Source organism: Streptomyces sp. NBC_01546 (assembly GCF_045208355.1).
Lineage (GTDB): Bacteria > Actinomycetota > Actinomycetes > Streptomycetales > Streptomycetaceae > Streptomyces.
In genome coordinates this window covers 7,446,414-7,468,837 of sequence record NZ_CP109379.1, presented here as the reverse complement: position 1 = coordinate 7,468,837, position 22,424 = coordinate 7,446,414, and the positions used below count along the sequence as shown (strand labels likewise).

Here is a 22,424-nt window from a genome sequence, read left to right as displayed (position 1 = left end):
GCGACAGGGGGCGTGCTCCGCGAACAGTCCCCCGCCCGGCCCCTGGACAGGGATACTCGGACGCGTGGAACTGCACATCGATCACCGCTGGCTGCTGGAGCGGCAGGAGTCGCTGTTCAAGGACGTGGCGGTGGCCGACCACTCCGCGCTGGTCGCCGCCGTCGCCCGGCACCGGGTGAACACGCCCAGCCTGGACGTGGACGCCCCCGACGCGTACTGGCGCGCGGCTGCCCTCCTCGAGGCGATCGTCCTGCTCCGCCCGCTCCCCGACGCCAACGAGTTCTTCGGCTACGGGGTCGCCGTCGCCTACATCGAGGCTTCCGGCAAGGCGGTGGACGCCTCGTACGAGCAGTGGCGCGACCTGATCACCGACATCCGCCTGCTCCGGGCCACCGTCTTCGACGTGGCCGCGCGCCTGCGGTCCTGGCAGCCCGCGTAGGACCAGGAAGGTGTCAGCGCCTGCGCTGGGCGGGGGTGCCCACGAGGAGGGCGTCGGAGACCAGGCGTGCGCCGCGGGACAGGCGGCCCAGCTGCTCCAGCTCCACGGCGTACATCCGGATCGTGTTCTCGATGACCGCCTCGCCGACGCCCAGCATGGGCAGCTCGGCCCGGCTGGTCTGGAGGGCCACCCGCACCGCGCGCATCTCGTGCTGGAGCTGGAGCTGGACGTGCCGCGCCAGCAGGGCGTGGTGGCGGGTCAGCGTCAGATAGCTGCCGTAGCGGGCCGGGAGCAGGTCGCGCAGCCAGCGCGTGGCCGAGCGTTCCCAGTCGTGGGTCCCGGGGGCCTTGACCTGCAGGGGCCAGTCCGGGCTGCGCGTGATGGTGGCCGTCAGGGGCATTCTCGTCACTTCCGAGGGGTGTCGAACTCTGATCGAGACGTTGCTGGTGGGCGGCCTCGGCCCAGGGGTTGACCGAGGCCGCCATGGGCGCCCAGCGGGATCCGAAGGCCGGGACTCGACGCGTGGTCACGACGTGAGGAGGTCGTCGTGCCGCGCGTGCGTTCAGGAGGGGGTCCTCCTCCTTGGCATCTGGTGGATCCGGAGCGCCGCCGTCAGTAAACATATATACCGTCGAGTAGGCAAGCGTATGAAAAATTTCATGCACCTCCCAGGTTGAATATGCCCCTGGTCAGCACCCGCGCAAATCCGCCCCGACCAGCCCTTACAGGAAGAATCCGTGCTGGTCGGCGACCTGCTCGTAGCCCTCCAGGCGCGCCTGCGTGCGCTCGGGGTCCGCGTCGGCCATGGCCTGGAGAAGGGCCGCGGAAAGCATCCCGGGAGCCGCGTACGAGTCGAACACCAGGCGCGAGCCGGTTCCCGCCTTCAGGGTCACGTCCGCCTCGTCCACGAGCGGCCCGAGGGTCGGATCCGTGATCAGGACGACGCGCAGCCCCGTACTGCGGGCGGCCCGGACGGCGGCCAGGGTCTCCTTGGCGTGCCGCGGCATGGCGAAGGCCAGGACCCAGGTCCCGCCGGCCGCCTTGGACTGGAGCAGCGCGTCGTAGGCCACGCTGCCGCCTCGGGTCACCAGGCGCACGTCGGGGTGGATGCGCCGGGCCGCGTAGGCGAAGTACTCGGCCAGGGACACCGAGATGCGCAGGCCGAGGACGGTCAGCGGCACCGATGCGGCCAGCTCGCGGCCGATGTCCAGTACCTGGTTGGTGTCGGCGAGCAGCCGGCGTACGTTCTCCAGGTTCTCGATCTCGGCGTCGACGGCCGCCTGCAGCTCGTTGCGGCGGATCTGCTCGCGGGTGTCCGGGGAGCCGGCCACCGCGCTCAGGGCGATGGGCTGGAGCACGTCGCGCAGGGCGGGGTAGCCGCTGAATCCGAGGGAGGCGGCGAAGCGGGTCACGGAGGGCTGGCTGACGCCGACCCGCTCGGCGAGTTCGGTGATCGACAGGAACGCCGCCTCGGTGAGGTGGTCGATCAGGTACTGCGCGATCCGGCGCTGGCCCGGGGAGAGGCGACGGCCGTCGAAGAGCGCGAGGAGCCGGTCGGCCGGGGGACGGATCTCCTCCGACGACTGCCCGCTCGGCTTGATCGCAGCTGCCTGAGCGCGTGCCTGCTGCCCCGATGACACCGGAAGGGCCTCCTTGACTATGTCACTCACGCTCAAACATAGCTCACGCCCCGTGGCCGACGAAGATCGGTCCACGCGCGCGGGCCGCACGCGGCGGGACCCGCACACACCGGTGTGCGGGTCCCGTCCGGGCCGCTCGGTTCACTTCGCGGCGGGGTTTTCCCAGCGGTAGAACTCGTGGGCCATCGCGTCCTTCGGACTGCGCCACGTGTCGGGGTTGTGCGGGCTGATGTAGGCGGTGAGCCGCTCGCTGAGCTGCCGGAACTCGGGGTGGTCGGTGACCTGCGCGATGGCGGGGCCCGGTGGCCGGTCCGCCTCGATCAGGTGCATGTACACATCACCGAACTGGAACAGGCTGCGGCGCGAGACTCCGACCAGGTGCGGCAGTTCGCCCGCGTCCGAGCCCGCGAAGAGCTCGGCGATGTCGGGAGCCGATCCCGGCGCCATGCGGGCGACGATGAGGGCGCGATGCGTCTGGTTCATCCGGGGTGCTTGCCTTTCGCTTCAGATTCGGCTGACGGCGGGCGTGCGGTTCTCGCGTTCGCGCTGCTCGATCTTGTCCCGGATGAGCGCCATCTGGATCGGGGAGTTGCGGTTGATGTTGTCGGTCATCCACGCGTCGTCGACCGGCGCGTCCGGCTTCATCGCGAAGTCCTGGGTCCACTTCATCCGGGTGCCGCCCGGTACCGCGAAGTACTGCCAGTGGATGTCCATGTGCGCGAACGGGCCGGTCTCGACGCGCCGCGCCCGGACCGTGAGGTTCTCGCGGTCCACGGTCCGCTCCGAGACCCAGCTCCACACCTTGCCGTTCTCGTCGGGGTGCATGGTGAGGCGGAAGCGGGTGGTGGCCCCCTTCTGCTCGAGGATCTCCAGCGAGGCGTATTCGCTGAACATCTGCGGCCAGTTGGGGAGGTCGTTGGTCATCTCCCACACGACGTCCACGGGGGCGTTGACGGTGATCTCGTTCTCGGTGTGTCCAGGCATGTCAGGCTCCTGTCATCAGGCTGTTGTTGACGAGGTCGAGGAACTCGCCGGGGGTCTTGCAGCGGTCGGCGTCGGTGGGCAGCGCCCGCCCGCGCCGGTTCTCCAGCTCGCCGACGATGCCGAGCAGGCCCAGCGAGTCCAGGCCGTACTCCTCGAAGGCCGAGTCCGGACTGCTCGCCAGCTGGGCGGGGTCGACGGTGATGCCGGCGGTCTTCATCAGGGCCGCCAGCTCCTCCAGGGTCAGTCGGTCGGACATGGTGGCTTCTCTCTTCCTACGGGGGGACTGAGCGGGTCCTGCCGGACGCGGACCCCGTGGGGACCACGCGGCCGTTCACGGGGCCTTGCGCAGGACGAGCGCGGAGTTCGAGCCCATCCGGCCGCGGCTCAGCACGAGCGCGGTGCGCAGGTCCGCGGATCGGGCACCGGAGGTGACCACGTCGAGGTCGTGGCACACGTCGAAGACGTTCGGGGTCGGCGGGACGATGCCGTGCTCCAGTGCCAGTACCGCGGCGGCGGTGTCGAGGGCGGGCGCCGCGCAGTACGCCCTGCCGGTACCGGTCTTCGGCGCCGTGACCGGTACCCTGCGCCCGTGTGCGCCGAGGGCGGCGGCGATGGCCGCCGCCTCGGCCGCGTCCGCCGCCGGCGTCCCGAGGGCGTCGGCGAAGACCACGTCGACCTCCTCCGGGGCGCAGCCGGCTTCGCGCAGTGCGCCCCGGATCGCGTGGGCCAGCCCTTCGCCCGCGTCGTCCGGCCGCCGGGTCCCGGTGAAGGTGGCGGCGTGGCCGGCCAGCACGGCGCGGACCGTGGCGCCCCGGCCGCGGGCGGCGGCCTCCTCCTCCACGAGGAACATCGCGCCACCCTCCGCGGGGACGTACCCGCAGGCCTGGGCGGTGAAGGGCCGGTAGGCGCGCTCGGGATCGTCCCGGGTGCTCAGGCCCTCGTACTCCAGCTGGCAGACGATGGAGTACGGCGCGAGGGGCGCCTCCGTCGCCCCGACGAGCATCGCCCGGCTGCCCTGGCGGATGGCCCGCGCGGCGTGCGCGAAGGCGTCGAGCCCGCCCGCCTCGTCGCTGGCGACGACCCCGCACGGTCCCTTGAGGCCGCGCCGGATGGAGATCTGGCCGGTGCTCGCGGCGTAGAACCAGGCGATGGACTGGTATGGGCCGACGTACCGGGGTCCCTGGTCCCAGAGCCGCTGCAGTTCGCGCTGCCCGAACTCGCCGCCGCCGGACCCGGCGGCCGTGACCACCCCGACCGAGAAGGGGTCGGCCTCGTAGTCGGCCCGGCCGAGCCGGGCGTCCTCCAGGGCGAGGTCGGCCGCGGCGAGGGCGTGGTGGGTGAAGCGGTCGGTCTGGACGAGGAAGCGGTCCTCGACCATCGCGCCGGGGTCAAAGCCCCGTACCTCGCCCGCGACCCGCAGCGGGAGGTGCTCGCAACCCGCCCGGGTGACGCGGTCCAGCACGCTGAGGCCGGACTGGGTCGCCTTCCAGAAGGCGTCGGCGCCGACGCCGTTGGGCGCGACGACCCCGATGCCCGTGATGACCGTACGGCTGGTCACGAGACCTCCTCCTTCGGCCGGGTCATGACCACGGCGGACTGGAATCCGCCGAAGCCACTGCCGACCGAGAGCACGCTGCGCAGCTTGCGGCCGCGGGCGGTGCGGGGTACGTAGTCCAGGTCGCACTCGGGGTCCGGCGTCTCGTAGTTCGCCGTGGGCGGTACGACCTGGTGGGTCATGGCGAGCACGCAGGCCGCCAGTTCGATCGCCCCGATGGCGCCGAGGGAGTGACCGACCATGGACTTGATGGAGGTCATCGGCGTCTTGTAGGCGTGCTCGCCCAGGACCCGCTTGACGGCCGCCGTCTCGTGGCGGTCGTTCTGCTTGGTGCCGGATCCGTGCGCGTTGACGTAGTCGATGTCCTTCGCGTCGATCCCGGCCTGGTCCAGGGCGGTCTGGATGGCCCGGGCCATCTCCAGCCCCTCGGCGGTCAGTCCCGTCATGTGGTGGGCGTTGCCGAAGGTGGCGTAGCCGCCGATCTCGCAGTAGACGGTCGCACCGCGGGCGCGGGCGTGTTCCAGCTCTTCGAGTACGAGGACGGCGCCGCCCTCGCCGAGGACGAACCCGTCCCGGTCGGCGTCGAACGGCCGGGAGGCGTGGGCCGGGTCGTCGTTGTTCGGCGAGGTCGCCTTGATGGCGTCGAAGCAGGCCACGGTGATCGGCGATATGGGCGAGTCCGAGGCCCCGGCGATGCACACGTCCATCCGGCCCTCCACGATGGAGTGCACGGCGTACCCGATGGCGTCGAGTCCGGAGGTGCAGCCGGTGGACACGGTCTGCACCGGGCCGCGCGCACCCGTCTGCTCCGCGACGGCGGAGGCGAGGGTGGCGGGCGTGAACGCCCGGTGCAGATGGGGCCCGGCGAGCTTCTCGTCCACGTCCCACCAGGCGCCGTTCTGGCTCACGGCCACGTAGTCGTGCTCCAGACGGGTGGTCCCGCCGACGGCGGTGCCCAGGGAGACGCCGGTGCGCCAGGCCTCGTCCGTGGTGAGGTCGAGTCCCGCGTCCAGCAGCGCCTCTCGGGCCGCGACGAGGGCGAACTGGATGTACCGGTCCGCCCGGGCCGCCTCACCCTCGCCGAGCCCGTGCGCGGCGGGGTCGAAGTCGACCTCGGCGGCTATCCGGGAGCGGAACCCGGCCGGGTCGAAGAGGGTGATGCCGCGGGTCGCCGTACGGCCGTTGGCGAGCAGGTCCCAGAAGGCCGAGACGCCGATCCCGCCGGGTGCGACGACGCCGACCCCGGTGACCGCCACCCGGCGGCCGGTCACGAGACCGCTCCTGTGCGGTCCGGGGGCTGCTCCCACGCGGTGCCCTCCGGGTGCGGGGCCTCTTCGGTGTCGACGTGGCCCAGTTCGGGGCGCGGGGCGAGCGGTCCGAGGTGGAAGACCATCCGGGCCTCGGTGCCGCCGACGTTGCGGAACCGGTGGCGCACGTTGAGCGGGACCAGCAGCCCCTGGTCGGTGCGCAGCGGGTGGGCCTCGCCGTCGAGGTCGACCTCCAGCCGTCCGGCGACCACGTACACGAACTCCTCGGAGTACGGGTGGTAGTGCTCGGCGATGGACTCGCCGGGGGCCATGATCGCCATGCCCATGAAGCCGCTGGTGGAGCCCACCGAGGTCGGGGTGAGCACGGCCCTCAGGTCGCCACCGCGCCGGCGGTTGGGCGGCGTCTCGCTGAGGTCGACGATGCGTGGGCGCTGTTTGGTCATGGCGGGTTCCTCCTGGCGTGTGGGGAGCCTGGACGGGCTGGGGGTGGGCACCGGGGCGGTCAGGACTGCGCGGGTGCCCGGCGGTCGGTGATGAGGTTCATCGTGTGGTGAGCGGCGCGGGTCCGCTCGGCGGGCCCGGCCGTCAGCCGCTCCAGCACGGCCGCCTTGCGCGGGCCGCGCACCCCCAGGGTGGTGTCGGGCTCGGCGTCGAGCGGGCCGCGCACGTCGACGAGGCGGACGACGATGTCGTCGCGCTGGAAGATGCTGCTGCTCCGTACGGGGCTCTGCGGGCGCGCTGCGGCGGCCTCGTCCTGACCGGCGAGGAAGCGGGCCAGCGCCTGGCCGCAGCCGGGCTTGGCCGGGTAGAACAGCGCGTGGCGCGTGACGTCCGCGGTGTCCGCTTCCCCGGCCGCGGCGATGTGGTGGACGGCGGGGAGCGCGGCCCGCATGAAGAACATGCGGGCGGACTCGGGATCGTTCAGGTTCCGGTCCTGCTCCAGGTAGGGGTTGATGGCCTCTTCGACGGCCCGTACCTCGGGCTGCTCGGAGACGTGCCGCAGGGCCGCCATCAGGTCGCCCTGGACCTCCACGGTCCGTACCACCCGGTTGCCGTGCATGAACAGGGAGGTCCGGCAGAGCCGGGTGTGGTCGTCGACCTTGGCCGCCGGGGAGGCGTAGCTGGAGAGGATGGCCGCGACCTCCTTCTCGCTGCCCGGCTTGACGGTGAAGGTGAGGGCGTGGCGGACGATGCCGGCGCCGAGGCGGGGCGCGGACTGGAGCCGGGCTCCGGCCGGCCGGGCCGCCTGGTCGTAGCCGCGGCCGGTCTCGCGCAGGACGGTGAACTTGAGCGGGCGCATGACGCGCGCGCAGGCACCGAGCGGCTTGACCTGTTCGGCATGGTGCTCGCTGTTGACCCATGCGAGGTACTGGGGCGCACTCTCCCACTCGCTGGTGATGAGCCACTGCGAGGGGTTCTCGAAGGACTGGCACAGCTGATCGCTGATGTGGCCCGGGACCGACGCGATGTCGTTGCGGAGCTTTTCGTACGCCTCGAAGAACTGCTGCTGGGTCCCCTCGTGGAGGTCCATCAGCAGGACGACCCGGAGCATGGAGCCGTCGAAGGCTGACTGCGACACCCGTTCGGACAGGGTGGTTGTCATCTACTCACTCCTTCATGAGGGGGTGGAGATCCATCGCGTACGGACCCCTCGTCCGTCACCGGTGGCGTCCGCCCGGGCCGGCGGCCGCTTCGGTCGGGAACGGCGGACCGGCAGATCTCAGGGGGAGCCGCTGTCGCTCATCGTCATCCGGGTGGGGACGTACCGCTACATGTCCGGATCAAGCGGGTGACAACCGGCGAATCATCCGGGCCTGATGGACGATCGGGGGCATAAAGAGTCCACTCCCCCACACAGAAAACAGGAGCCCGCAGCTGATGGAAGACAACGCCGATGTTCGCGTACCGGTTCTCGTCGTGGGCGGCTCCCTCGTGGGCCTGTCCACCTCGCTTTTCCTGAGCCGCCACGGAGTGAGGCACCTTCTGGTCGAGAAGCACTCCGGTACCTCCCCGCACCCGCGAGGCCGCGGCATCAACGCCCGGACCATGGAGCTCTTCCGCACGGCGGGGGCCGAACGCGCGATCCGCCATGCGGCATCCGCTCTGGAGGGCGTTCAGGGCATTCTGCAGGCCAGGTCACTGACCGACGGCGACCACACGTGGCTGATCAAGTCGGTGGACCCGTCGGGGGCGCTGCGCAAGTTCAGCCCCACCGGCTGGTGCCTGTGCAGCCAGAACAACATCGAGCCGGTGCTGGCCGCCCAGAGCCGCGCGCAGGGGGCCGAGATCCGGTTCTCCACCGAGCTGATGAGCTTCGACCAGGACGCGACGGGCGTGACCGCCCTGGTCAAGAACCGCACGACGGGCGAGCACACCACCGTTCGGGCCGACTTCCTGATCGCCGCCGACGGGCCGCGCAGCCCCGTAAGAGAGCAGCTGGGGATCCCCCAGACGGGTAACGGCGAGCTGTTCCACAACGTGAGCGTCACCTTCCGCTCGGAGCGGCTCATCGAGGTGCTGGGCGATCTGCGCTTCATCGTCTGCTACCTGATGCGGCCGGGAGCGGACGGGGCGCTGCTGCCGGTCGACAACGCGACGCAGTGGGTCTTCCACGCCCCCTGGCACCCGGACCGGGGCGAGACCCTGGAGGACTTCACCGACGAGCGGTGCGTGGAGCAGATCCGCAACGCCATCGGAGTGCCCGACCTGGATGTGGAGATCGGCGGAAAGGCTCCCTGGCACGCCGCCGAACGGGTGGCGGTGCGGTACTCGTCCGGCCGCCGGGTGTTCCTGGCCGGTGACGCGGCCCACGAGATGTCCCCGACCGGGGCCTTCGGCTCCAACACGGGCATCCAGGACGCGCACAACCTGGCCTGGAAGATCGCCGCGGTGCTGGACGGGGCGGCCGGCATCGAGCTGCTCGACACCTACGAGGCCGAGCGGCTGCCGGTGGCGAAGGCCACGAGCGAGCGGGCGTCGGCCCGTTCGGCGGAGCACAGCCACCCGGGGTACGCGCCGCCGCCCACCATGGGCGGCGGGCCGGGCAGCGGGGTGCTGCCCACGGCGATGGGCTACTGCTACCCGCGCGGCGCGGTCATCGGCGGCGATCCGGGACGGCCGATCATCCCCCAGGCGATGCGCCTGATGGGTGACACCGGCACCCGGGCCCCGCACATGTGGCTGCTCAGGGCCGGTGAGCGGATCTCCGCCCTGGACCTGTACGAGCGCTCGTTCGTACTGCTCAGCGGCGCGGGGACGCCGTGGCGGGATGCGGCCGAACGGGTGGCCGAGCAGCTGCCGGCCGCCCGGCTGGACGCCTACACCATCGGCTCCGGGCCGGGCGCCGACCTGCTCCAGGAGACGGGCGCCGACTGGGCCGAGGTCCACGGGATGCACCCCGAGGGCGCGCTGCTCGTACGCCCGGACGGGTTCGTGGCCTGGCGCTCCGAGGGCGCCGTCGCGGATCCCGCGGCGACGCTGCTCGAGGTCCTCACGACGGTGTTGCAGCGGAGGTGACCACTTCGCTTCCCTGTCCGCCGGCCGTGCGCCCGGCCGGCGGACGGGGTTCAGCGGCAGGCCCAGCAGCCTGCCCAGCAGCCGGCGTCCGGGCGGGCGGCGCGCCGCCGGCCGGCTTCCTGCCCGGCGCCCTTCGCCTGGGCGCGGGCATGGGCGGTGCGGCCCGCGTAGCAGGCGACCACGACGGCGATCGCCGCCAGTTCCTCGGGGCCGGCCTGGCCCCTCTCGACACGCAGCACGCTCGATATCGGAACGTCGTTCGGCATCGGCACGGCCTCTCGTACGGGTACGGTGCGCACGCCCCGCGACGGCGTGAAGGACGGGCCGTCCCGGCACCGGCGCGGGCTGCGCTCGGGCGGCTCGGCGCGCCTCGCGGGCGTGATCCGTATCTGCGTACGCCGCGCACTCTGCGTATCGCGCGGTTGCGCACCGGCCGGCGGACTCCTGTCGGGTCACCAGGACTCCTGACGCGACCGACGCTACAAGCGCGCGGGGGACCCGGCACGTTGGGCGGCCGGGGCCTCCTCGGGACGGCCGCGGCGGCGGCGCCGCCCCCGGCGGGCCGGCCGTGACCGGCCACGACGCCCTGCTCTGCCGGGGCTGCGCCGGACGGCTGTACGCCGTCTGCACCACCGACACCGGCGGCGGCCGCAAGAGCCGCGGCGCCGCGGCCGTCGGCGAGTGGGAGGTCGACCACGAGATGCCGGTGCTGTGCCCGCTTTCCGGGCTGCTTCCGCTGACCGGGACGGCCGCCGCCGTCCACGACCTCCCCGGTGCGCACGAGGTCCTCGGTCCGCCCGTATGAGGCGCGGCGGGTTGGGCCGTACGGGTGGGTTCCCGTCGGCACGGCCCGCCGTCCGCGCCGAGAACGTTCAAAGAATGAACTCCGTTGGCCCGCAGGCCCTTTCCCGGTTCGATGCCTTGACGCCCGAAGGGGCGGGGAGCACAGTGTCCAGCGGCGCGTCTTGAGAGCGCTCTCAAGACGGCGCGCCTCCCCGGTACTTCCCCCCGCACCGCGCCTCACGGCGCTCCAGAGAGGGCACCCATGCGTCAGAGATCCGACAGGAATCGGCCCGCCGTCCGGCGGGCCGTCTCAGCCGCGCTCAGCGCGATCGCGGTGGTCGCGGCGGCCTCGGTGGCGGTCGTCCTGCCCGCCGGCGCCACGGCTCCCCCCACCCCGGCCGGCTGGTCCCAGGTGTTCCTGGACGACTTCAACGGGCCCGCCGGCTCCGGCCTGAACACCGCCGACTGGCAGTACACCACCGGTACGAGCTACCCCGGCGGGCCCGCGGGATTCGGCACCGGCGAGATAGAGACGATGACCGCCGACCCCGCCAACGTCTCCCTCGACGGGACCGGCAACCTGCGGATCACCCCGCGGCGGGACGCGGCCGGCAACTGGACCTCCGGGCGCGTGGAGACCCGGCGTTCGGACTTCCAGCCCCCGGCGGGCGGCACGCTGCGCACCGAGGCCCGCATACAGATGCCGAACGTCACGGGCCCGGCGGCCAAGGGCTACTGGCCGGCGTTCTGGATGCTCGGGGCTCCGTACCGCGGCAACTGGTGGAACTGGCCGGGCGTCGGTGAGCTCGACATCCTGGAGAACGTGCAGGGCATCAACCAGGTCTGGGCGACCATGCACTGCGGCACCAGCCCGGGAGGCCCCTGCAACGAGAAGTCCGGCATCGGCGGGCAGCGCGTCTGCCCCGGCACCAGCTGCCAGGGCGGCTTCCACACCTATGCCGTGGAGTGGGACCGGTCGACCGCGGCCGAGCAGATGCGCTTCTACGTCGACGGGATCAACTTCCATACGGTACGGGCCGATCAGGTGGACGCCACCACCTGGACCAACGCCACGAACCACGGCTACTTCATCATCCTGAACGTCGCGATGGGCGGCGAGTTCCCGGCGGCCTTCGGCGGCGGACCCGACGCGGCGACCGAGCCCGGTCATCCCATGGTCGTCGACTACGTGTCCGTGCTCCGCTCGACCGGCGGCACCACACCGCCGACGACACCGCCGACGACCCCGCCGACCACGCCGCCGACGACTCCCCCCACCACCCCGCCGGCCGGCAACCGCGACGCCTACGCCCCGATCCAGGCCGAGTCGTACGACTCCCAGGCGGGAGTGGCGAAGGAGAACACCACGGACACCGGCGGCGGCCAGGACCTCACCACCCTCGGCAACGGTGACTGGGCCGTCTACAAGGGTGTCGCCTTCGGCCCCTCGGCCGCGAGGCAGTTCTACGGACGCGTAGCCTCCGGCGCGGCCGGCGGGGTCAGCGGCCTCGTCGAGGTACGGCTCGACAGCCGCACCGCGGCGCCCGTCGGCAGCTTCTCCGTGGCCAACACCGGCGGCTGGCAGAGCTGGCGGACGGTGCCGGCGAACATCAGCGCGGTCACGGGCACCCACGACGTGTACCTGACCTTCACCAGCGGCCAGAGCGCCGACTTCGTGAACCTCAACTGGTTCGACTTCGGCCACTGACCGGCCCGGACCGAGGAGAGCGCTCGTGAACACCACGTTCCTGCGGCGGATCCCGCTGCTCCTGGCGGCCGTCCTGCTCGCCCTGGCGGGCTCCCCGGCCCTGGCCCCGGCGGCTGCCGGGGCTGCCGCCGCCTCCGCTGCCGCCGACTACACGCAGGGCGTCGCGGCCCAGGGCTCCGGCACCGTCCGGATCTGGTTCAAGCCCGCCGTCCCGGCCGCCCTGGTGGACGTCCACTACCTGCCGGGCGGGGGCCTGGGCCAGCAGAACTTCCGGATGACGAACAACGCGGGCACCTGGGAGCAGACCGTCAGCGGCCTCGCTCCCGGCTCCGCCCTCCCGTACTGGTTCACCTACGAGAAGGGCGGCCCGCTCTACGACACTCCCCGCTTCACCCACACGGTCGGCGGAACCGGGGGAGGCGGGGGCGGGGGCGCCACCGGCAGCTTCCCCATCACCTTCCAGAACAACACCCGGGGCACGTACGCCGATTCACAGATCCACGTCACCGTCCTCGGGCAGGTGACCCCGGGCCAGTGGTCGTACATGAAGCCCGACGGCACCATGGCCCACATCAGCCACCTGGACGCCACCGCCCCCGGCCACCTGGTCAAACGGGGCGTCAACTACCCGAACATGTCCTTCACCCTGGCCCAGGTGGGCGGCACCGTCCCCTCCCCGCCCGCGATCCGGGGCGGCCGGATCTACCTCTCCCTCGGCTCCCCGATGCACATCCCGGTCTCCCCCGACGACCAGGGCTGGGGCGGCCCCGATCCGCGCAACCCCGACGACCCCAACAGCGATGTGTACTACGACTGGTACGAGTACACCTACGTGTACGGACAGGTCGCCTTCGGCGGGAACACCACCCAGGTCGACCAGTTCGGCTTCCCGATCACTTCACGGCTGCGCCAGACCTCCAGCGGCCACGACACCACCCGGGGCATCACCGCCACCCGCGCCGAGGTCATGCAGCGGTACGCGTCCTCCGTCGGCCCCGCGTTCAGGCCGCTGCAGAACAACTACCGCATCCTGGCGCCGCGTTCCTCGGAGCTCTTCCAGCCCGGCGGCGCCGCGCAGGACCACCTCACCGCCGCCATCGACCAGGCATGGGCCCACTACACCACCCACCCCTTCACCCTGAACCGCCTAGGCGAGACCTTCTCCGGGCGGGTCACCGGTTCCACCCTCACCTTCGGCAAGAACGGCGCGGGCTCCTTCACCCTGCGCAAGCCCACCTCGCCCGACGTCATGGCCTGCGCCGGTGCGATGGCCTCGGGCAACGACACCGAGAAGCAGCTCGGCGCGGAGTTCTGCGCCGCGTTCAGCCGGGGCGTCGCCCTCGACACCACCGCCTGGTACAGCCCGGCGGCGTACTACACCGGACCGGCGAAGAACGACTACGCCGGCTTCTTCCACACCGTCGGCCTGAACCAGCGGGCCTACGGATTCCCCTACGACGACATCAACGACCAGTCCTCCGTGCAGATCCTCGGCAACTCCGAACCGCCGACCGGGCTGACCCTCGGCATCGGCTGGTGAGGTCCGTCCGCCGGGAAGGTGATCACCTTCCCGGCGGTACGGGTTACCCTGCTGCCCGGGCGAGGCCAGCGCCCGCGGACATCCAGGAGGAGCACCCGTGCCGGAAACACGTCCCGGGGACCGCCCCACCCTGGAGGCGGTCGCGGAGCGCGCCGGAGTATCCCGGGCCACCGCGTCCCGCGTCGTCAACGGCGGCGACGGAGTCCGCCCCCACCTGGTGGAGAAGGTGCGCGAGGCCATCCGGGACCTGGGCTACGTGCCGAACCCCGCCGCCCGCACCCTGGTCACCCGGCGCACCGGCGCCGTCGCGGTGATCATCGCCGAGCCGGAGATACGGATCTTCTCCGACCCGTTCTTCTCCCGGCAGGTGCGCGGCATCAGCAAGGAACTGACGGCGCACGACATGCAGTTGGTGCTCCTGCTGGTGGAGGACCAGGGAGACTACGACCGGATCGAGCGCTATCTGGCGGGCGGCCACGTCGACGGAGCGCTCGCCTTCTCCCTGCACACCGACGATCCGCTGCCGGCGATCACCCGGCGCATCGGCATGCCCACGGTGTACGGCGGCCGGCCGGGCTGGACCGCCGGGCCCGGGGAGCCGGGCGAGCCCGACGGCGAGGTGGCGTACGTGGACGCGGACAACCGCGGGGGAGCACGCGCGGCCGTACGGTACCTGGTGGCGCAGGGCCACGAGCGGATCGCGCACATCGCCGGCCCGCTCGACCAGACATCGGCGGCCGACCGGCTGAGCGGCTACCGGGACGTGTTGCCGGAGGCCGATCCCGCACTGGTCGCCGAGGGGGACTTCACCGTGGCGGGCGGGGCCCGGGCGATGGCCGAACTGCTGGACCGCCGGCCCGGGATCGACGCCGTGTTCGCGGGGAACGACCTGATGGCGACGGGCGCGCTACGGGTGCTGCGGGAGCACGGCCGTACGGTACCCGGGGACGTGGCGGTGATCGGCTTCGACGACGCAGAGCAGGTGGCGGAGAGCGCCGATCCGCCGCTGACGACCGTACGCCAGGACATCGAGGGGATGGGGCGCCTGATGGCGCGGCTGCTGCTGGACAGCTTGGGGAGCGGGGGCCGGGAGGGACGCCCCGCACCGCGCCCGGTGATCACTTCCACCGAGCTGGTCAGGCGCGCGTCGGCCTGAGGCCGGATGCCAGATGCCGGATGCCGGATGCCGGATGCCGGATGCCGGATGCCGGGGCCTGCCCGAAGGCGTGCCCCGGCACACGGCGTGCTGCCCGTCAGTCCACCGGGCACTGCTTCCAGGAGAAGTGGTACACGCTGTTGATGGCGCCGTCCGTCGAGTCGAGCGCCATGAAGCTGGTCTGCGCCGGGTCGGAGGTTCCGACCTCGGCACGCAGCTCGGTGTTGATGTTGAAGTTGCGCTGTTCGCCGCAGGGTGCGAAGACCAGCGCCTCGACGCCCGTGGTGTCGGTGGCCTGCCAGTTGTCCTCGAACGCGCCGTTGAACCTGTGGCTGCGCTGGGCGGTCTGGCTCATGCCCTGGAAGTAGTAGCTGGCCTTCTGTGTTCCGATCGCGCCCTCCTGCAGGCTGCCGAAGCCCCGGTAGTCGACCTGGGCCACGGCGTAGGTGTAGCCCTGGGGGACGTGGACGACGAGGGAGAGCTGACAGTTCTTGCGCCCTTCGACGGCGGGGGCTCCGCCGCCGGCCTGGGCCACGTACTCGCTGTAGGTGACGGTGAAGGCGGTGTTGTCCGGCGCGACCGCGACGGCGGCGCTGCCTGGACGGCAGCCCGATCCGTTGACGGAGGCGACGTCCACGGTCACCTGGTCGGAGGGAGCCTTGGCGGAAGGTGCCGAGGCGGAGGCCCCGGCCGAGGGGCTGAGCGTGACGAGAGCTGCGGTCACGGCGGCTGCGGTGAATCCGGTACGGAGCGACTTGATCACGTCGACATGGATAGCCCCCTGCGGCGGTCGCGGAGGGCCGACGGGTGCGCGGTCTCACCTCTATGGCCGCAGCGGTTCACCGCAGAAACGATCCTTCAAGCGACCTCGCTCGGCCGAATGGCGCCACGTCGCGTCACGTCGACCCGATAGATCCGTTTTCTCCTAATATCTGCCGAATCAGAACTTGAGACGCAGAGGAGCTCCATGTCCCGCCCGCACCGCTCCGCCGCAGTGTCGGCCTGGGTGATCGCCTCCGCCCTGGCCCTCACGGCGATGTCGCCGGCTCCGCAGCCCCGCCCCGTCGAGCGGACCGAGGGAGCCGAGACGGCCGAGGCCGCCGTGATCGGCGAGGACCACGCCCGGGCGCACGCGCGGCTGCGCGAGGCGGCCAAGGGAACCCAGGGCTATCCGCAGACGAAGCGCACGGCGAGCCTGACCGCGCTCCGGGAGTCCCAGACCAAGGCCAACGCACGCTTCACGGCAGCGGAGTTCGGCCGGTTCACGCAGTTCTTCCCCTCCCCCGACTTCGGCGTGCACCTGGCCCAGCTGCCGACGGGCAAGGTGCTGCTCTTCTCCTTCGAGCGCACGGAGGAGAACCCCACCAAGGAGACCGGGCCCACGAACACGGTCGGCCGGACCAACGCGGGCCGCGCCTACCTCTGGGATCCGGCCAAGGGGACCGGTGCGCAGGCCTTCAAGAAGGTGGCACCGCCCGTCGTCCTGATGCCCGACGGCAGCCACGCCCCGCGCCCGGCACCCTTCTTCTGCGCCGGGCACGCCTACCTGCCCAACGGGATGGTCGGCGTCTTCGGCGGCAACGTGGGCGGCAAGGGCGGCAGCGGCGCCAAGCTGTCCTTCGTCTTCGACCCGTGGACCGAGCTCTGGTACCGCAACCGGGACATGTCCGTGGGCCGTTGGTACCCCTCGGTCGTGACCGGGGCGGACGGCCGCCAGATCATCATGTCCGGCCAGTCCGAGCGCGGTACGGGCACCCCCACCCCGGTGGTCGAGCGCTTCCCCGCGCTGCGCCACCCCGTGCCCCGGCGGACGTTCGACATCCCGCTGGACTTCGCCTCGCAACGGCTGCGCTCGGACGCCCCGTTCCGCAACGACTACCCGCACCTCTTCTCGCTGCGGGACGGGATGATCTACGGGCTGGGCCGTGACGCCGACCAGCAGTGGCTGTTCGACCCGGTCAGGGAGGTACGCACCGACCTGCCGCGGCGGCCCGCCGACTTCCGCGGGTACGGCTCCGCCGTGCCTCTCCCGGCGGGTTTCCGGGGGCCGGATTCCGTCCTGGTGCTCGGCGGCGACCCGCGCGACCCGCACACGTACCGGCTGTCCGCCGGCCGGTGGACCATCGAGGAGCCGCGCGCCTTCGGGCGTACCCAGGACGACACCCTGATCCTGCCGGACGGCACGCTGCTGACCGTCAACGGAGCGCTCGACACCCGGGATTACGGCAACGGGCCGTTCAACCCGAAGGCCGACCTGAAGTACCGGCAGATCGAGCTGCGCGACGCGCGCGGCCACTGGAAGCTCGGCCCGGCGCAGCGGCTGCCCCGCGGCTACCACTCCAACGCCCTGATCATGCCCGACGGCCGGATGATGGTCACCGGGGACGAGCTCCAGCAGATCGCCAACGACCCCGACATGAGGGACGGGATGGACGGCAGCATCGAGCTCTACGAGCCCGCCTACCTGCACCGCGGCCCGCGGCCGGCCCTCGACCGGGTTCCGGCGGGCGAGCTCGGCCACGACACGGCCTTCGAGGTCTCGAGTTCGACGCCGAAGGACGTGGCGCGCGCCGTGCTGCTGGCGCCGACGACCGTCACGCACTCGGTGAACACCAGCCAGCGCCACCTGGAGCTCCGGCGCACCGGCGTACGGGGCACCGCGATCGGGCTCCGGACGCCGCCGACCGCGGCCGACGCGCCGCCCGGGTACTACATGCTGTTCCTGCTCAACGCGAAGGGCGTCCCCAGCTCGGCGAAGTGGGTGAAGCTGGGGATCCGTTGACCGTGCGGACGGCTACCGGAAGCAGACCAGCGCCACGTGCCCTGAGATGTCCATGTAGTCGATGAAGTCGCCCATCACCAGGACCGCGTCGTACTGGGCCAGCGCGAAGGCCGGGCCCCGCCCCACCTGCACCGTGGCCGCCCCCTCCAGGGCGACCACCAGCAGGGTCTCGTCCGACACGACGGCGCGCGAGAGCCGGCCCCGCACGACGGCGGTCGCCACCTCCGCGGCGCCCCGGCGGTACATCACGTTGAAGTTCACGACGGGACCCGAGAGGAGCCGGCAGCCGGTCGGCTCGTCCCCGGGGAAGTCCTGCGGCGCGAACCGCTCGTCCACGAGGCGGCGTACGCCCCCGACCGTGAGGTCCATGCCGGCGCCTTCGGCCAGGGTGATCGTGCGGTCGATCCCGGGAAAGGCCGAGAACGGCCCGTCGGCGGCGACCTCGGCGAGGCTGGCCCGCCAGACGAAGTCGTCCATCCCGGCACCTTCGGGGAATACCGCGATCTCCCGGGTGACTCCCCCGCCGTTCTTCCAGACGGCGGCAGCGCGACCGGCCGCCCGCAGGATCCTGACCTGGGCGCCGCTCCTCACGCTTCCGCCCCGGCCAGCCGCCCGCGCAGCTCCGCGTCATCGGCGAGGAACCACGTCTGGGTCCCGCGGTTGCACTCGCGGACGAAGTCGCGCAACGCCGAACTGGCCTCGGTGTGGCGGGAGATGTCTCCGAGGACGATGATCCCCACCCGGTACTGGACGAACTTCTGGATGATCTCGCCGGCGACGCGGGTGCTCAGCCGGAAGAACGCGTCGTCGAACCGCTCGGCGGGGATGACCACCCACTCGGCACCCTGGTAGCCCGCGTCGCCTATGAAGTCGAGGGCCTCGCGTTCACCGGCGATGACCTCGCCCTCGGCCTCGCACATCAGCACGGACACGTTGTTGATCGTCTGCAGGGTGCTCATAGGGGTCGAGGCTACTTCAGGCGTCCTTCTCCATCGTGGGGCGCAGGCGCTCCAGCAGGGCGTAGAGCGTCGCGCTCTCGGCTTCGTCGAGGGTGTCGAGCGCGCCGTGGGTCGCCTGCATCTCCTCCCGCACGCGGCGGATGACCTCGCGGCCCGCGTCGGTGGCCACCACGTTCTTGACGCGGCGGTCGGTGGGGGCCGGTTCGCGGCGCACCAGCTCACGGGCCTCGAGGCGGTCGACGATGCCGGTCACGTTCGACGCGTCGCAGACCAGCAGCTTGGCGAGCCCGCGCATCGGCACGGGGCCGTCGAGCTGCGCGAGGACCCTGGCCTGGGTGGAGGTGAGGCCGTAATGGGCGGCGGCCGCCGCGAAGTCGCGCCACTGGGCCGTGCCGATGGCGGCGAGCAGCTCCAGCAGCTGGAGCTTGGCGGGGGCTGCGTGCGGGGCGGTGCCGCTCTTACCAGACATGCCTCGAGCCTACCCAGAATGGTTGATATTATCAATTGTTTACTTGACCACCTTAACTATCCAGGTCTACCGTCGACGGAGTTACTTGATGACGTCAAACATCTGCGTCCTGAAGCTCTGAAGCCCGAAGAAGGTCCTGCCAGCCATGAGCACCCCCTCCCCCGCCGCCGCGACGGCCACCGGGCGACGGAACGAGACGGTCATCGTCTTCGCCCTGAGCCTCGCCGCCATGGTCGTGTCGATGATGCAGACCCTGCCGGTCCCGATCCTCGGCCTCATCCGCAACGACCTCGGCACCTCCACCGCCAACGTGAGCTGGGTGACCACCGCCACCCTGCTGTCGGCGGCCGTCTTCACCCCGCTGCTGGGCCGCTTCGGCGACCAGCACGGCAAGAAGCCGACCCTGGTGGCCGTGCTCGGCGTCATGGTCGTCGGCTCCGTCATCGCCGCGCTGGCGACCTCGCTGCCCCTGCTGATCCTGGGCCGGGTGCTCCAGGGCGCCGCCACCGCGATCTTCCCGCTGGCGCTCTCCGTGCTGCGCGAGGAGGTCCGGCCGCAGAAGCTGCCCGGCGCGATGGCACTGGTCAGCGGCACTCTCGCGTTCGGCAGCGGCCTCGCGCTCGTCGCCACCGGGCTGCTCACCTCGGGCTCCGACGCCGACTACCGCAACGCCTTCTGGATGGCGACCGGCTTCGCGGTCCTCGCCCTGCTCGCCGTTCTCTTCCTGGTCCCCGCGACCCGCCACAAGACCGGCGGCCGCACCGACTTCCTGGGCGCCCTGACCCTGGGCATCGCCCTGCTGCTGCTCCTGCTGCCGATCTCCCAGGGCCACGAGTGGGGCTGGGCCTCCGCCCGCACGCTGGGCAGCTTCGCGGGCGCGGCCGTCATGACCGCCGTCTGGGTCCTGGTCGAGCGCAAGGTCGGGGAGCCGCTCGTCGACATGAAGATGTTCGTCCACCGCCCGGTGCTCATGGCCAACCTGGCCGGCATCCTCGTCGGCTTCGGCATGTTCGCGAACTTCCTGGGCGTCTCCTACCTCGTCCAGATGCCCAAGGCCCTCACCGGCTACGGCTTCGACGCGTCGATCCTGCGGGCCTCCGTGCAGTTCCTGCTGCCCGGAGCCATCGTCTCGCTGCTCGCCTCGCCCATCGGCGGCCAGCTCGTACGCCACCGGGGGCCGCGCGTGGCCCTGGGCCTGGCCGCCGCGCTCGGCGCCGTCGGCTTCGGCTGGCTCGCCCTGGACCACCAGCACAGCGCCTCGGTGATCGGCGCCGGTCTGGTCGTCGGTGCGGCCGTCAGCTTCGGCTACGCCGCCATGCCCGCCGTGATCATGGCCAGCGTCCCGCACCACCAGAGCGGCATCGCCAACGGCATCAACTCGATCTCCCGCTCCACGGGCAGCGCGATCGGCAGCGCCATCGTGACCACCATCCTGGCGTCCAAGACCATCGAGCACCTGCCGCCGGGCGTCCCCGCGCTGCCCGCCGAGTCCGGGTTCACCCTCACCTTCGGGATCGGCGCAGCCGCATTCGCGCTGGTCGCCGTGATCAGCCGGTTCGGCCTGCGCGGCGGGCACGGGACCGTGACCGCCAAGGCAACCGCGACCGCCGCGGGTCAGCCTGCGGCTACGGAGAAGACCGACAAGGCCGACGCCGCCGTCTGAGGCGCGTGTCGCTCGCGCCGGGCGGGCCGGGGCGCCTTGCATGGTGGGTGCATGAAGGCTACGGACGTCATCGCCGACGGATTCGGACGCATCCGGGAGATCGTGCACGAGGTCGTCGAGGGGCTCCCGGCGGAGGGGCTCAACGCCCGCGTCGACCCCGCGGCGAACTCGATCACCTGGCTCGTCTGGCACCTCACCCGGATCCAGGACGACCACGTGGCGGACGCCGCGGACCTGGAGCAGGTCTGGCAGGCCCAGGGCTGGGCGGCCCGGTTCGCCCTGGGCCTGCCCGCCGGGTCCACCGGGTACGGCCACACCGCCCGGCAGGCCGGATCGGTCAAGGTCGACTCCGGCGAGCTGCTGCTGGGGTACTTCGACGCGGTCCACGAGCAGAGCGTGCGCTTCGTACGGGGACTCGCCGCCGCGGACCTGGACCGGGTGGTCGACGAGCGCTGGGACCCGCCGGTCACCCTGGGGGTGCGCCTGGTCAGCGTGCTGGCAGACGATCTCCAGCACGCCGGCCAGGCCGCCTTCGTACGGGGCCTGGTGGAGCGGGGCTAGGGCGCGGCCCCCGTCAGCCCCGGAATGCCGCCTTGCGTTCCGGGGAAGCCTCGGCGAGGGCCTTGGTGACGCCTTCGACGCCCTCACGGAGCCCGTAGACGGGGGTGTCGGGCTGCTGGCGCCAGGAGTCGTCGAGGCCGCCCGCGTCGACGGTGTCGAAGCCGAGCTGCTCGATGAGGGCGCGGACGGTCTTCTTCGCCGTCTCGTCGTCGCCCGCGACGGGCAGTGCCATCCGCTCCGGGTCGCCCGCCGGGCGGTGCCGGTCCAGGATGTCCTGGGCGTAGGTGCCGTTGAAGGCCTTGATCACGGGGTGGCCGAGGTGCCGCTCGGTCCAGCGGCTCTCGGTCAGGCCCTCGTCCTCGACACCGGCGATCCGGCCGTCGCGCTGCTGGGGGTAGTAATTGCCGGTGTCGATGACGGCGAAGCCCTCGGCGGCTTCGTCGAAGAGGCCGGCGGGCAGGTCCGGCACCTTCTTGAAGGGGATGGTGACCACGACGATCTCCGCGCCGCGGGCCGCTTCGGCGACGGTGACGGGGGTGGCCCCGGTCTCCTCGGCGAGAGCCGTCAGGGTTTCGGGGCCGCGCGAGTTCGCGACGGACACGTCGTGCCCGACGGCCGTGAGGCGGCGGGTGAGGTTGCCGCCGATGTTTCCCGCGCCGATGATGCCGATCTTCATGAGCTCTCCAGTGCATAGGGATCGCATAGGGATCAGGTCTCGCGCTGGTACGAACTCCCCTGGGCGGCGCGGCATTCCGCCCGGAGGCGCACTTCATCCGGACGGGGGACGACGTAGTCGCAATCCGGCCATTTCCCGCATTCCGAGAACCGGGCGGGACCGGGGCGGCGTCGGTCAGAGCAGCCACTCAGCACGGGGAAAGGCTCAGCCGATGTCCAAGCCCACCGCCCAGCGCACCGCCTCCCTCACCCTCGCGGCCACGGCCGTACTCACCCTGGCCTTCGTCACCAGCGCCGCCGCGGACGGATCCGCGCCGAAGGCGCCCCCGGCCGCCGCGAGCGCCGCGGCTCCGTCCGTCTCGGGCAGCCCCGAGGGCGCCTTCACCCGCATCGCCGACTTCTACGGCGCGTACATCGACGCGGTGTACGACGGGGACGGGCAGACCGCGGACCGGCTGCGCGCCTTCTACCTCTCCGAGCCGCTCCAGGCGGAGCTGAGGACGTGGGAGGAGACGAACCACGCGGACGGCGTGCTGCGCGCGCAGAACGTGCCGCTCAAGTGGAAGGTCACCTCCACCGGCAACGGGATGGGCAAGGCCAATGCCACGGTCACCCTGACGTGGGGCAGCGACACGACGCAGGTCTTCGTCCAGGCCGACCTGGCCACCCGGAAGATCGTGTCCGTCCGGGGCTGACGCCCGTCCACGCGCAGCGCGAAGAGGGCCG

25 protein-coding genes are annotated in these 22,424 nt (G+C 71.9%); 10 read left to right on the top strand and 15 right to left on the bottom strand.

The window, feature by feature from the left end:
* Window positions 1-64 precede the first annotated feature (64 nt).
* Complete coding sequence (locus OHA89_RS34105; protein ID WP_266611682.1) at window positions 65-439, top strand: toxin Doc; 375 nt, start codon at window positions 65-67, stop codon at window positions 437-439.
* A gap of 13 nt (window positions 440-452) precedes the next feature.
* Here the strand turns inward: OHA89_RS34105 and OHA89_RS34100 are convergent, their stop codons facing one another.
* The 9 genes from OHA89_RS34100 to OHA89_RS34060 all read right to left on the bottom strand — a co-directional run bounded on the left by OHA89_RS34100 (window position 453) and on the right by OHA89_RS34060 (window position 7,489).
* Complete coding sequence (locus OHA89_RS34100; RefSeq protein WP_215147240.1) at window positions 453-839, bottom strand: hypothetical protein; 387 nt, start codon at window positions 837-839, stop codon at window positions 453-455.
* Between the two features lie 322 nt (window positions 840-1,161).
* Window positions 1,162-2,079, bottom strand: coding sequence for a MurR/RpiR family transcriptional regulator (locus OHA89_RS34095; protein ID WP_215147083.1), 918 nt, complete (start codon window positions 2,077-2,079; stop codon window positions 1,162-1,164).
* Between the two features lie 141 nt (window positions 2,080-2,220).
* Entirely contained in the window at window positions 2,221-2,562 is a 342-nt protein-coding gene (locus OHA89_RS34090) for a TcmI family type II polyketide cyclase (RefSeq protein ID WP_215147081.1), read from the bottom strand.
* 21 nt (window positions 2,563-2,583) lie between these two features.
* Complete coding sequence (locus OHA89_RS34085; protein WP_406367834.1) at window positions 2,584-3,063, bottom strand: SRPBCC family protein; 480 nt, start codon at window positions 3,061-3,063, stop codon at window positions 2,584-2,586.
* A gap of 1 nt (window position 3,064) precedes the next feature.
* A complete protein-coding gene (locus OHA89_RS34080) occupies window positions 3,065-3,319 on the bottom strand; it encodes an acyl carrier protein (protein WP_215147077.1) in 255 nt (84 codons plus the stop codon).
* 75 nt (window positions 3,320-3,394) lie between these two features.
* Window positions 3,395-4,621, bottom strand: coding sequence for a beta-ketoacyl synthase N-terminal-like domain-containing protein (locus OHA89_RS34075; RefSeq protein WP_266611680.1), 1,227 nt, complete (start codon window positions 4,619-4,621; stop codon window positions 3,395-3,397).
* Window positions 4,618-5,889, bottom strand: coding sequence for a beta-ketoacyl synthase (locus OHA89_RS34070; protein WP_215147073.1), 1,272 nt, complete (start codon window positions 5,887-5,889; stop codon window positions 4,618-4,620). The genes OHA89_RS34075 and OHA89_RS34070 overlap by 4 nt, the downstream gene beginning before the upstream one ends.
* Window positions 5,886-6,329, bottom strand: a complete 444-nt coding sequence (locus tag OHA89_RS34065) for a cupin domain-containing protein (protein WP_215147071.1) — start codon at window positions 6,327-6,329, stop codon at window positions 5,886-5,888. Before OHA89_RS34065 ends, OHA89_RS34070 begins: the two co-directional genes overlap by 4 nt.
* Before the next feature lie 59 nt (window positions 6,330-6,388).
* Window positions 6,389-7,489 (bottom strand): SchA/CurD-like domain-containing protein, encoded by a 1,101-nt coding sequence (locus tag OHA89_RS34060; protein ID WP_266611679.1) that lies wholly within the window; start codon window positions 7,487-7,489, stop codon window positions 6,389-6,391.
* A gap of 275 nt (window positions 7,490-7,764) precedes the next feature.
* Between OHA89_RS34060 and OHA89_RS34055 the strand changes: the two genes are divergently transcribed.
* Entirely contained in the window at window positions 7,765-9,402 is a 1,638-nt protein-coding gene (locus OHA89_RS34055; protein ID WP_266611677.1) for an FAD-dependent monooxygenase, read from the top strand.
* 50 nt (window positions 9,403-9,452) lie between these two features.
* On the opposite strand, the gene OHA89_RS34050 is transcribed toward OHA89_RS34055, so the two are convergent.
* The gene (locus OHA89_RS34050; RefSeq protein WP_266611676.1) at window positions 9,453-9,641 is read right to left on the bottom strand and encodes an acyl-CoA carboxylase epsilon subunit; all 189 of its coding nucleotides are present in this window, start codon (window positions 9,639-9,641) and stop codon (window positions 9,453-9,455) included.
* Window positions 9,642-9,970: 329 nt separating this feature from the next.
* Here OHA89_RS34050 and OHA89_RS34045 point away from each other — a divergent pair, with 329 nt between their 5' ends.
* The 4 genes from OHA89_RS34045 (at window position 9,971) to OHA89_RS34030 (ending at window position 14,589) form a co-directional block, all read left to right on the top strand.
* Window positions 9,971-10,207, top strand: a complete 237-nt coding sequence (locus tag OHA89_RS34045) for a hypothetical protein (RefSeq protein WP_266611674.1) — start codon at window positions 9,971-9,973, stop codon at window positions 10,205-10,207.
* 240 nt (window positions 10,208-10,447) lie between these two features.
* Entirely contained in the window at window positions 10,448-11,893 is a 1,446-nt protein-coding gene (locus OHA89_RS34040) for a glycoside hydrolase family 16 protein (RefSeq protein WP_406367833.1), read from the top strand.
* 25 nt (window positions 11,894-11,918) lie between these two features.
* On the top strand, window positions 11,919-13,433 hold the full coding sequence (locus tag OHA89_RS34035) for a glycoside hydrolase family 64 protein (protein ID WP_406367832.1): 1,515 nt from the start codon (window positions 11,919-11,921) through the stop codon (window positions 13,431-13,433).
* Between the two features lie 97 nt (window positions 13,434-13,530).
* A complete protein-coding gene (locus OHA89_RS34030; RefSeq protein WP_257558290.1) occupies window positions 13,531-14,589 on the top strand; it encodes a LacI family DNA-binding transcriptional regulator in 1,059 nt (352 codons plus the stop codon).
* Window positions 14,590-14,686: 97 nt separating this feature from the next.
* On the opposite strand, the gene OHA89_RS34025 is transcribed toward OHA89_RS34030, so the two are convergent.
* Window positions 14,687-15,352, bottom strand: coding sequence for a DUF4360 domain-containing protein (locus tag OHA89_RS34025; protein WP_257558289.1), 666 nt, complete (start codon window positions 15,350-15,352; stop codon window positions 14,687-14,689).
* A gap of 204 nt (window positions 15,353-15,556) precedes the next feature.
* Here OHA89_RS34025 and OHA89_RS34020 point away from each other — a divergent pair, with 204 nt between their 5' ends.
* Window positions 15,557-17,371: a glyoxal oxidase gene (locus OHA89_RS34020; protein WP_266611667.1), complete on the top strand. Its 1,815-nt coding sequence runs from the start codon at window positions 15,557-15,559 to the stop codon at window positions 17,369-17,371.
* Window positions 17,372-17,383: 12 nt separating this feature from the next.
* On the opposite strand, the gene OHA89_RS34015 is transcribed toward OHA89_RS34020, so the two are convergent.
* Genes OHA89_RS34015 through OHA89_RS34005 form a run of 3 tightly spaced genes read right to left on the bottom strand, consistent with a single transcriptional unit; the run spans window position 17,384 to window position 18,799 of the window.
* The gene (locus OHA89_RS34015) at window positions 17,384-17,962 is read right to left on the bottom strand and encodes a HutD family protein (RefSeq protein ID WP_266611665.1); all 579 of its coding nucleotides are present in this window, start codon (window positions 17,960-17,962) and stop codon (window positions 17,384-17,386) included.
* A complete protein-coding gene (locus OHA89_RS34010) occupies window positions 17,959-18,330 on the bottom strand; it encodes a DUF4180 domain-containing protein (protein WP_266611663.1) in 372 nt (123 codons plus the stop codon). The genes OHA89_RS34015 and OHA89_RS34010 overlap by 4 nt, the downstream gene beginning before the upstream one ends.
* Before the next feature lie 16 nt (window positions 18,331-18,346).
* Window positions 18,347-18,799, bottom strand: a complete 453-nt coding sequence (locus OHA89_RS34005) for a MarR family winged helix-turn-helix transcriptional regulator (protein ID WP_257558282.1) — start codon at window positions 18,797-18,799, stop codon at window positions 18,347-18,349.
* A 145-nt stretch (window positions 18,800-18,944) separates the two neighbouring features.
* Here OHA89_RS34005 and OHA89_RS34000 point away from each other — a divergent pair, with 145 nt between their 5' ends.
* Both OHA89_RS34000 and OHA89_RS33995 read left to right on the top strand, forming a co-directional pair.
* Entirely contained in the window at window positions 18,945-20,462 is a 1,518-nt protein-coding gene (locus tag OHA89_RS34000) for an MFS transporter (RefSeq protein ID WP_406367831.1), read from the top strand.
* A 51-nt stretch (window positions 20,463-20,513) separates the two neighbouring features.
* A complete protein-coding gene (locus OHA89_RS33995; protein ID WP_406367830.1) occupies window positions 20,514-21,023 on the top strand; it encodes a DinB family protein in 510 nt (169 codons plus the stop codon).
* 13 nt (window positions 21,024-21,036) lie between these two features.
* Here the strand turns inward: OHA89_RS33995 and OHA89_RS33990 are convergent, their stop codons facing one another.
* Window positions 21,037-21,699 (bottom strand): NADPH-dependent F420 reductase, encoded by a 663-nt coding sequence (locus tag OHA89_RS33990; protein ID WP_257558276.1) that lies wholly within the window; start codon window positions 21,697-21,699, stop codon window positions 21,037-21,039.
* Between the two features lie 211 nt (window positions 21,700-21,910).
* On the opposite strand from OHA89_RS33990, the gene OHA89_RS33985 reads away from it, so the two are divergent.
* Window positions 21,911-22,393, top strand: coding sequence for a hypothetical protein (locus OHA89_RS33985; RefSeq protein WP_266611658.1), 483 nt, complete (start codon window positions 21,911-21,913; stop codon window positions 22,391-22,393).
* Window positions 22,394-22,424 lie beyond the last annotated feature (31 nt).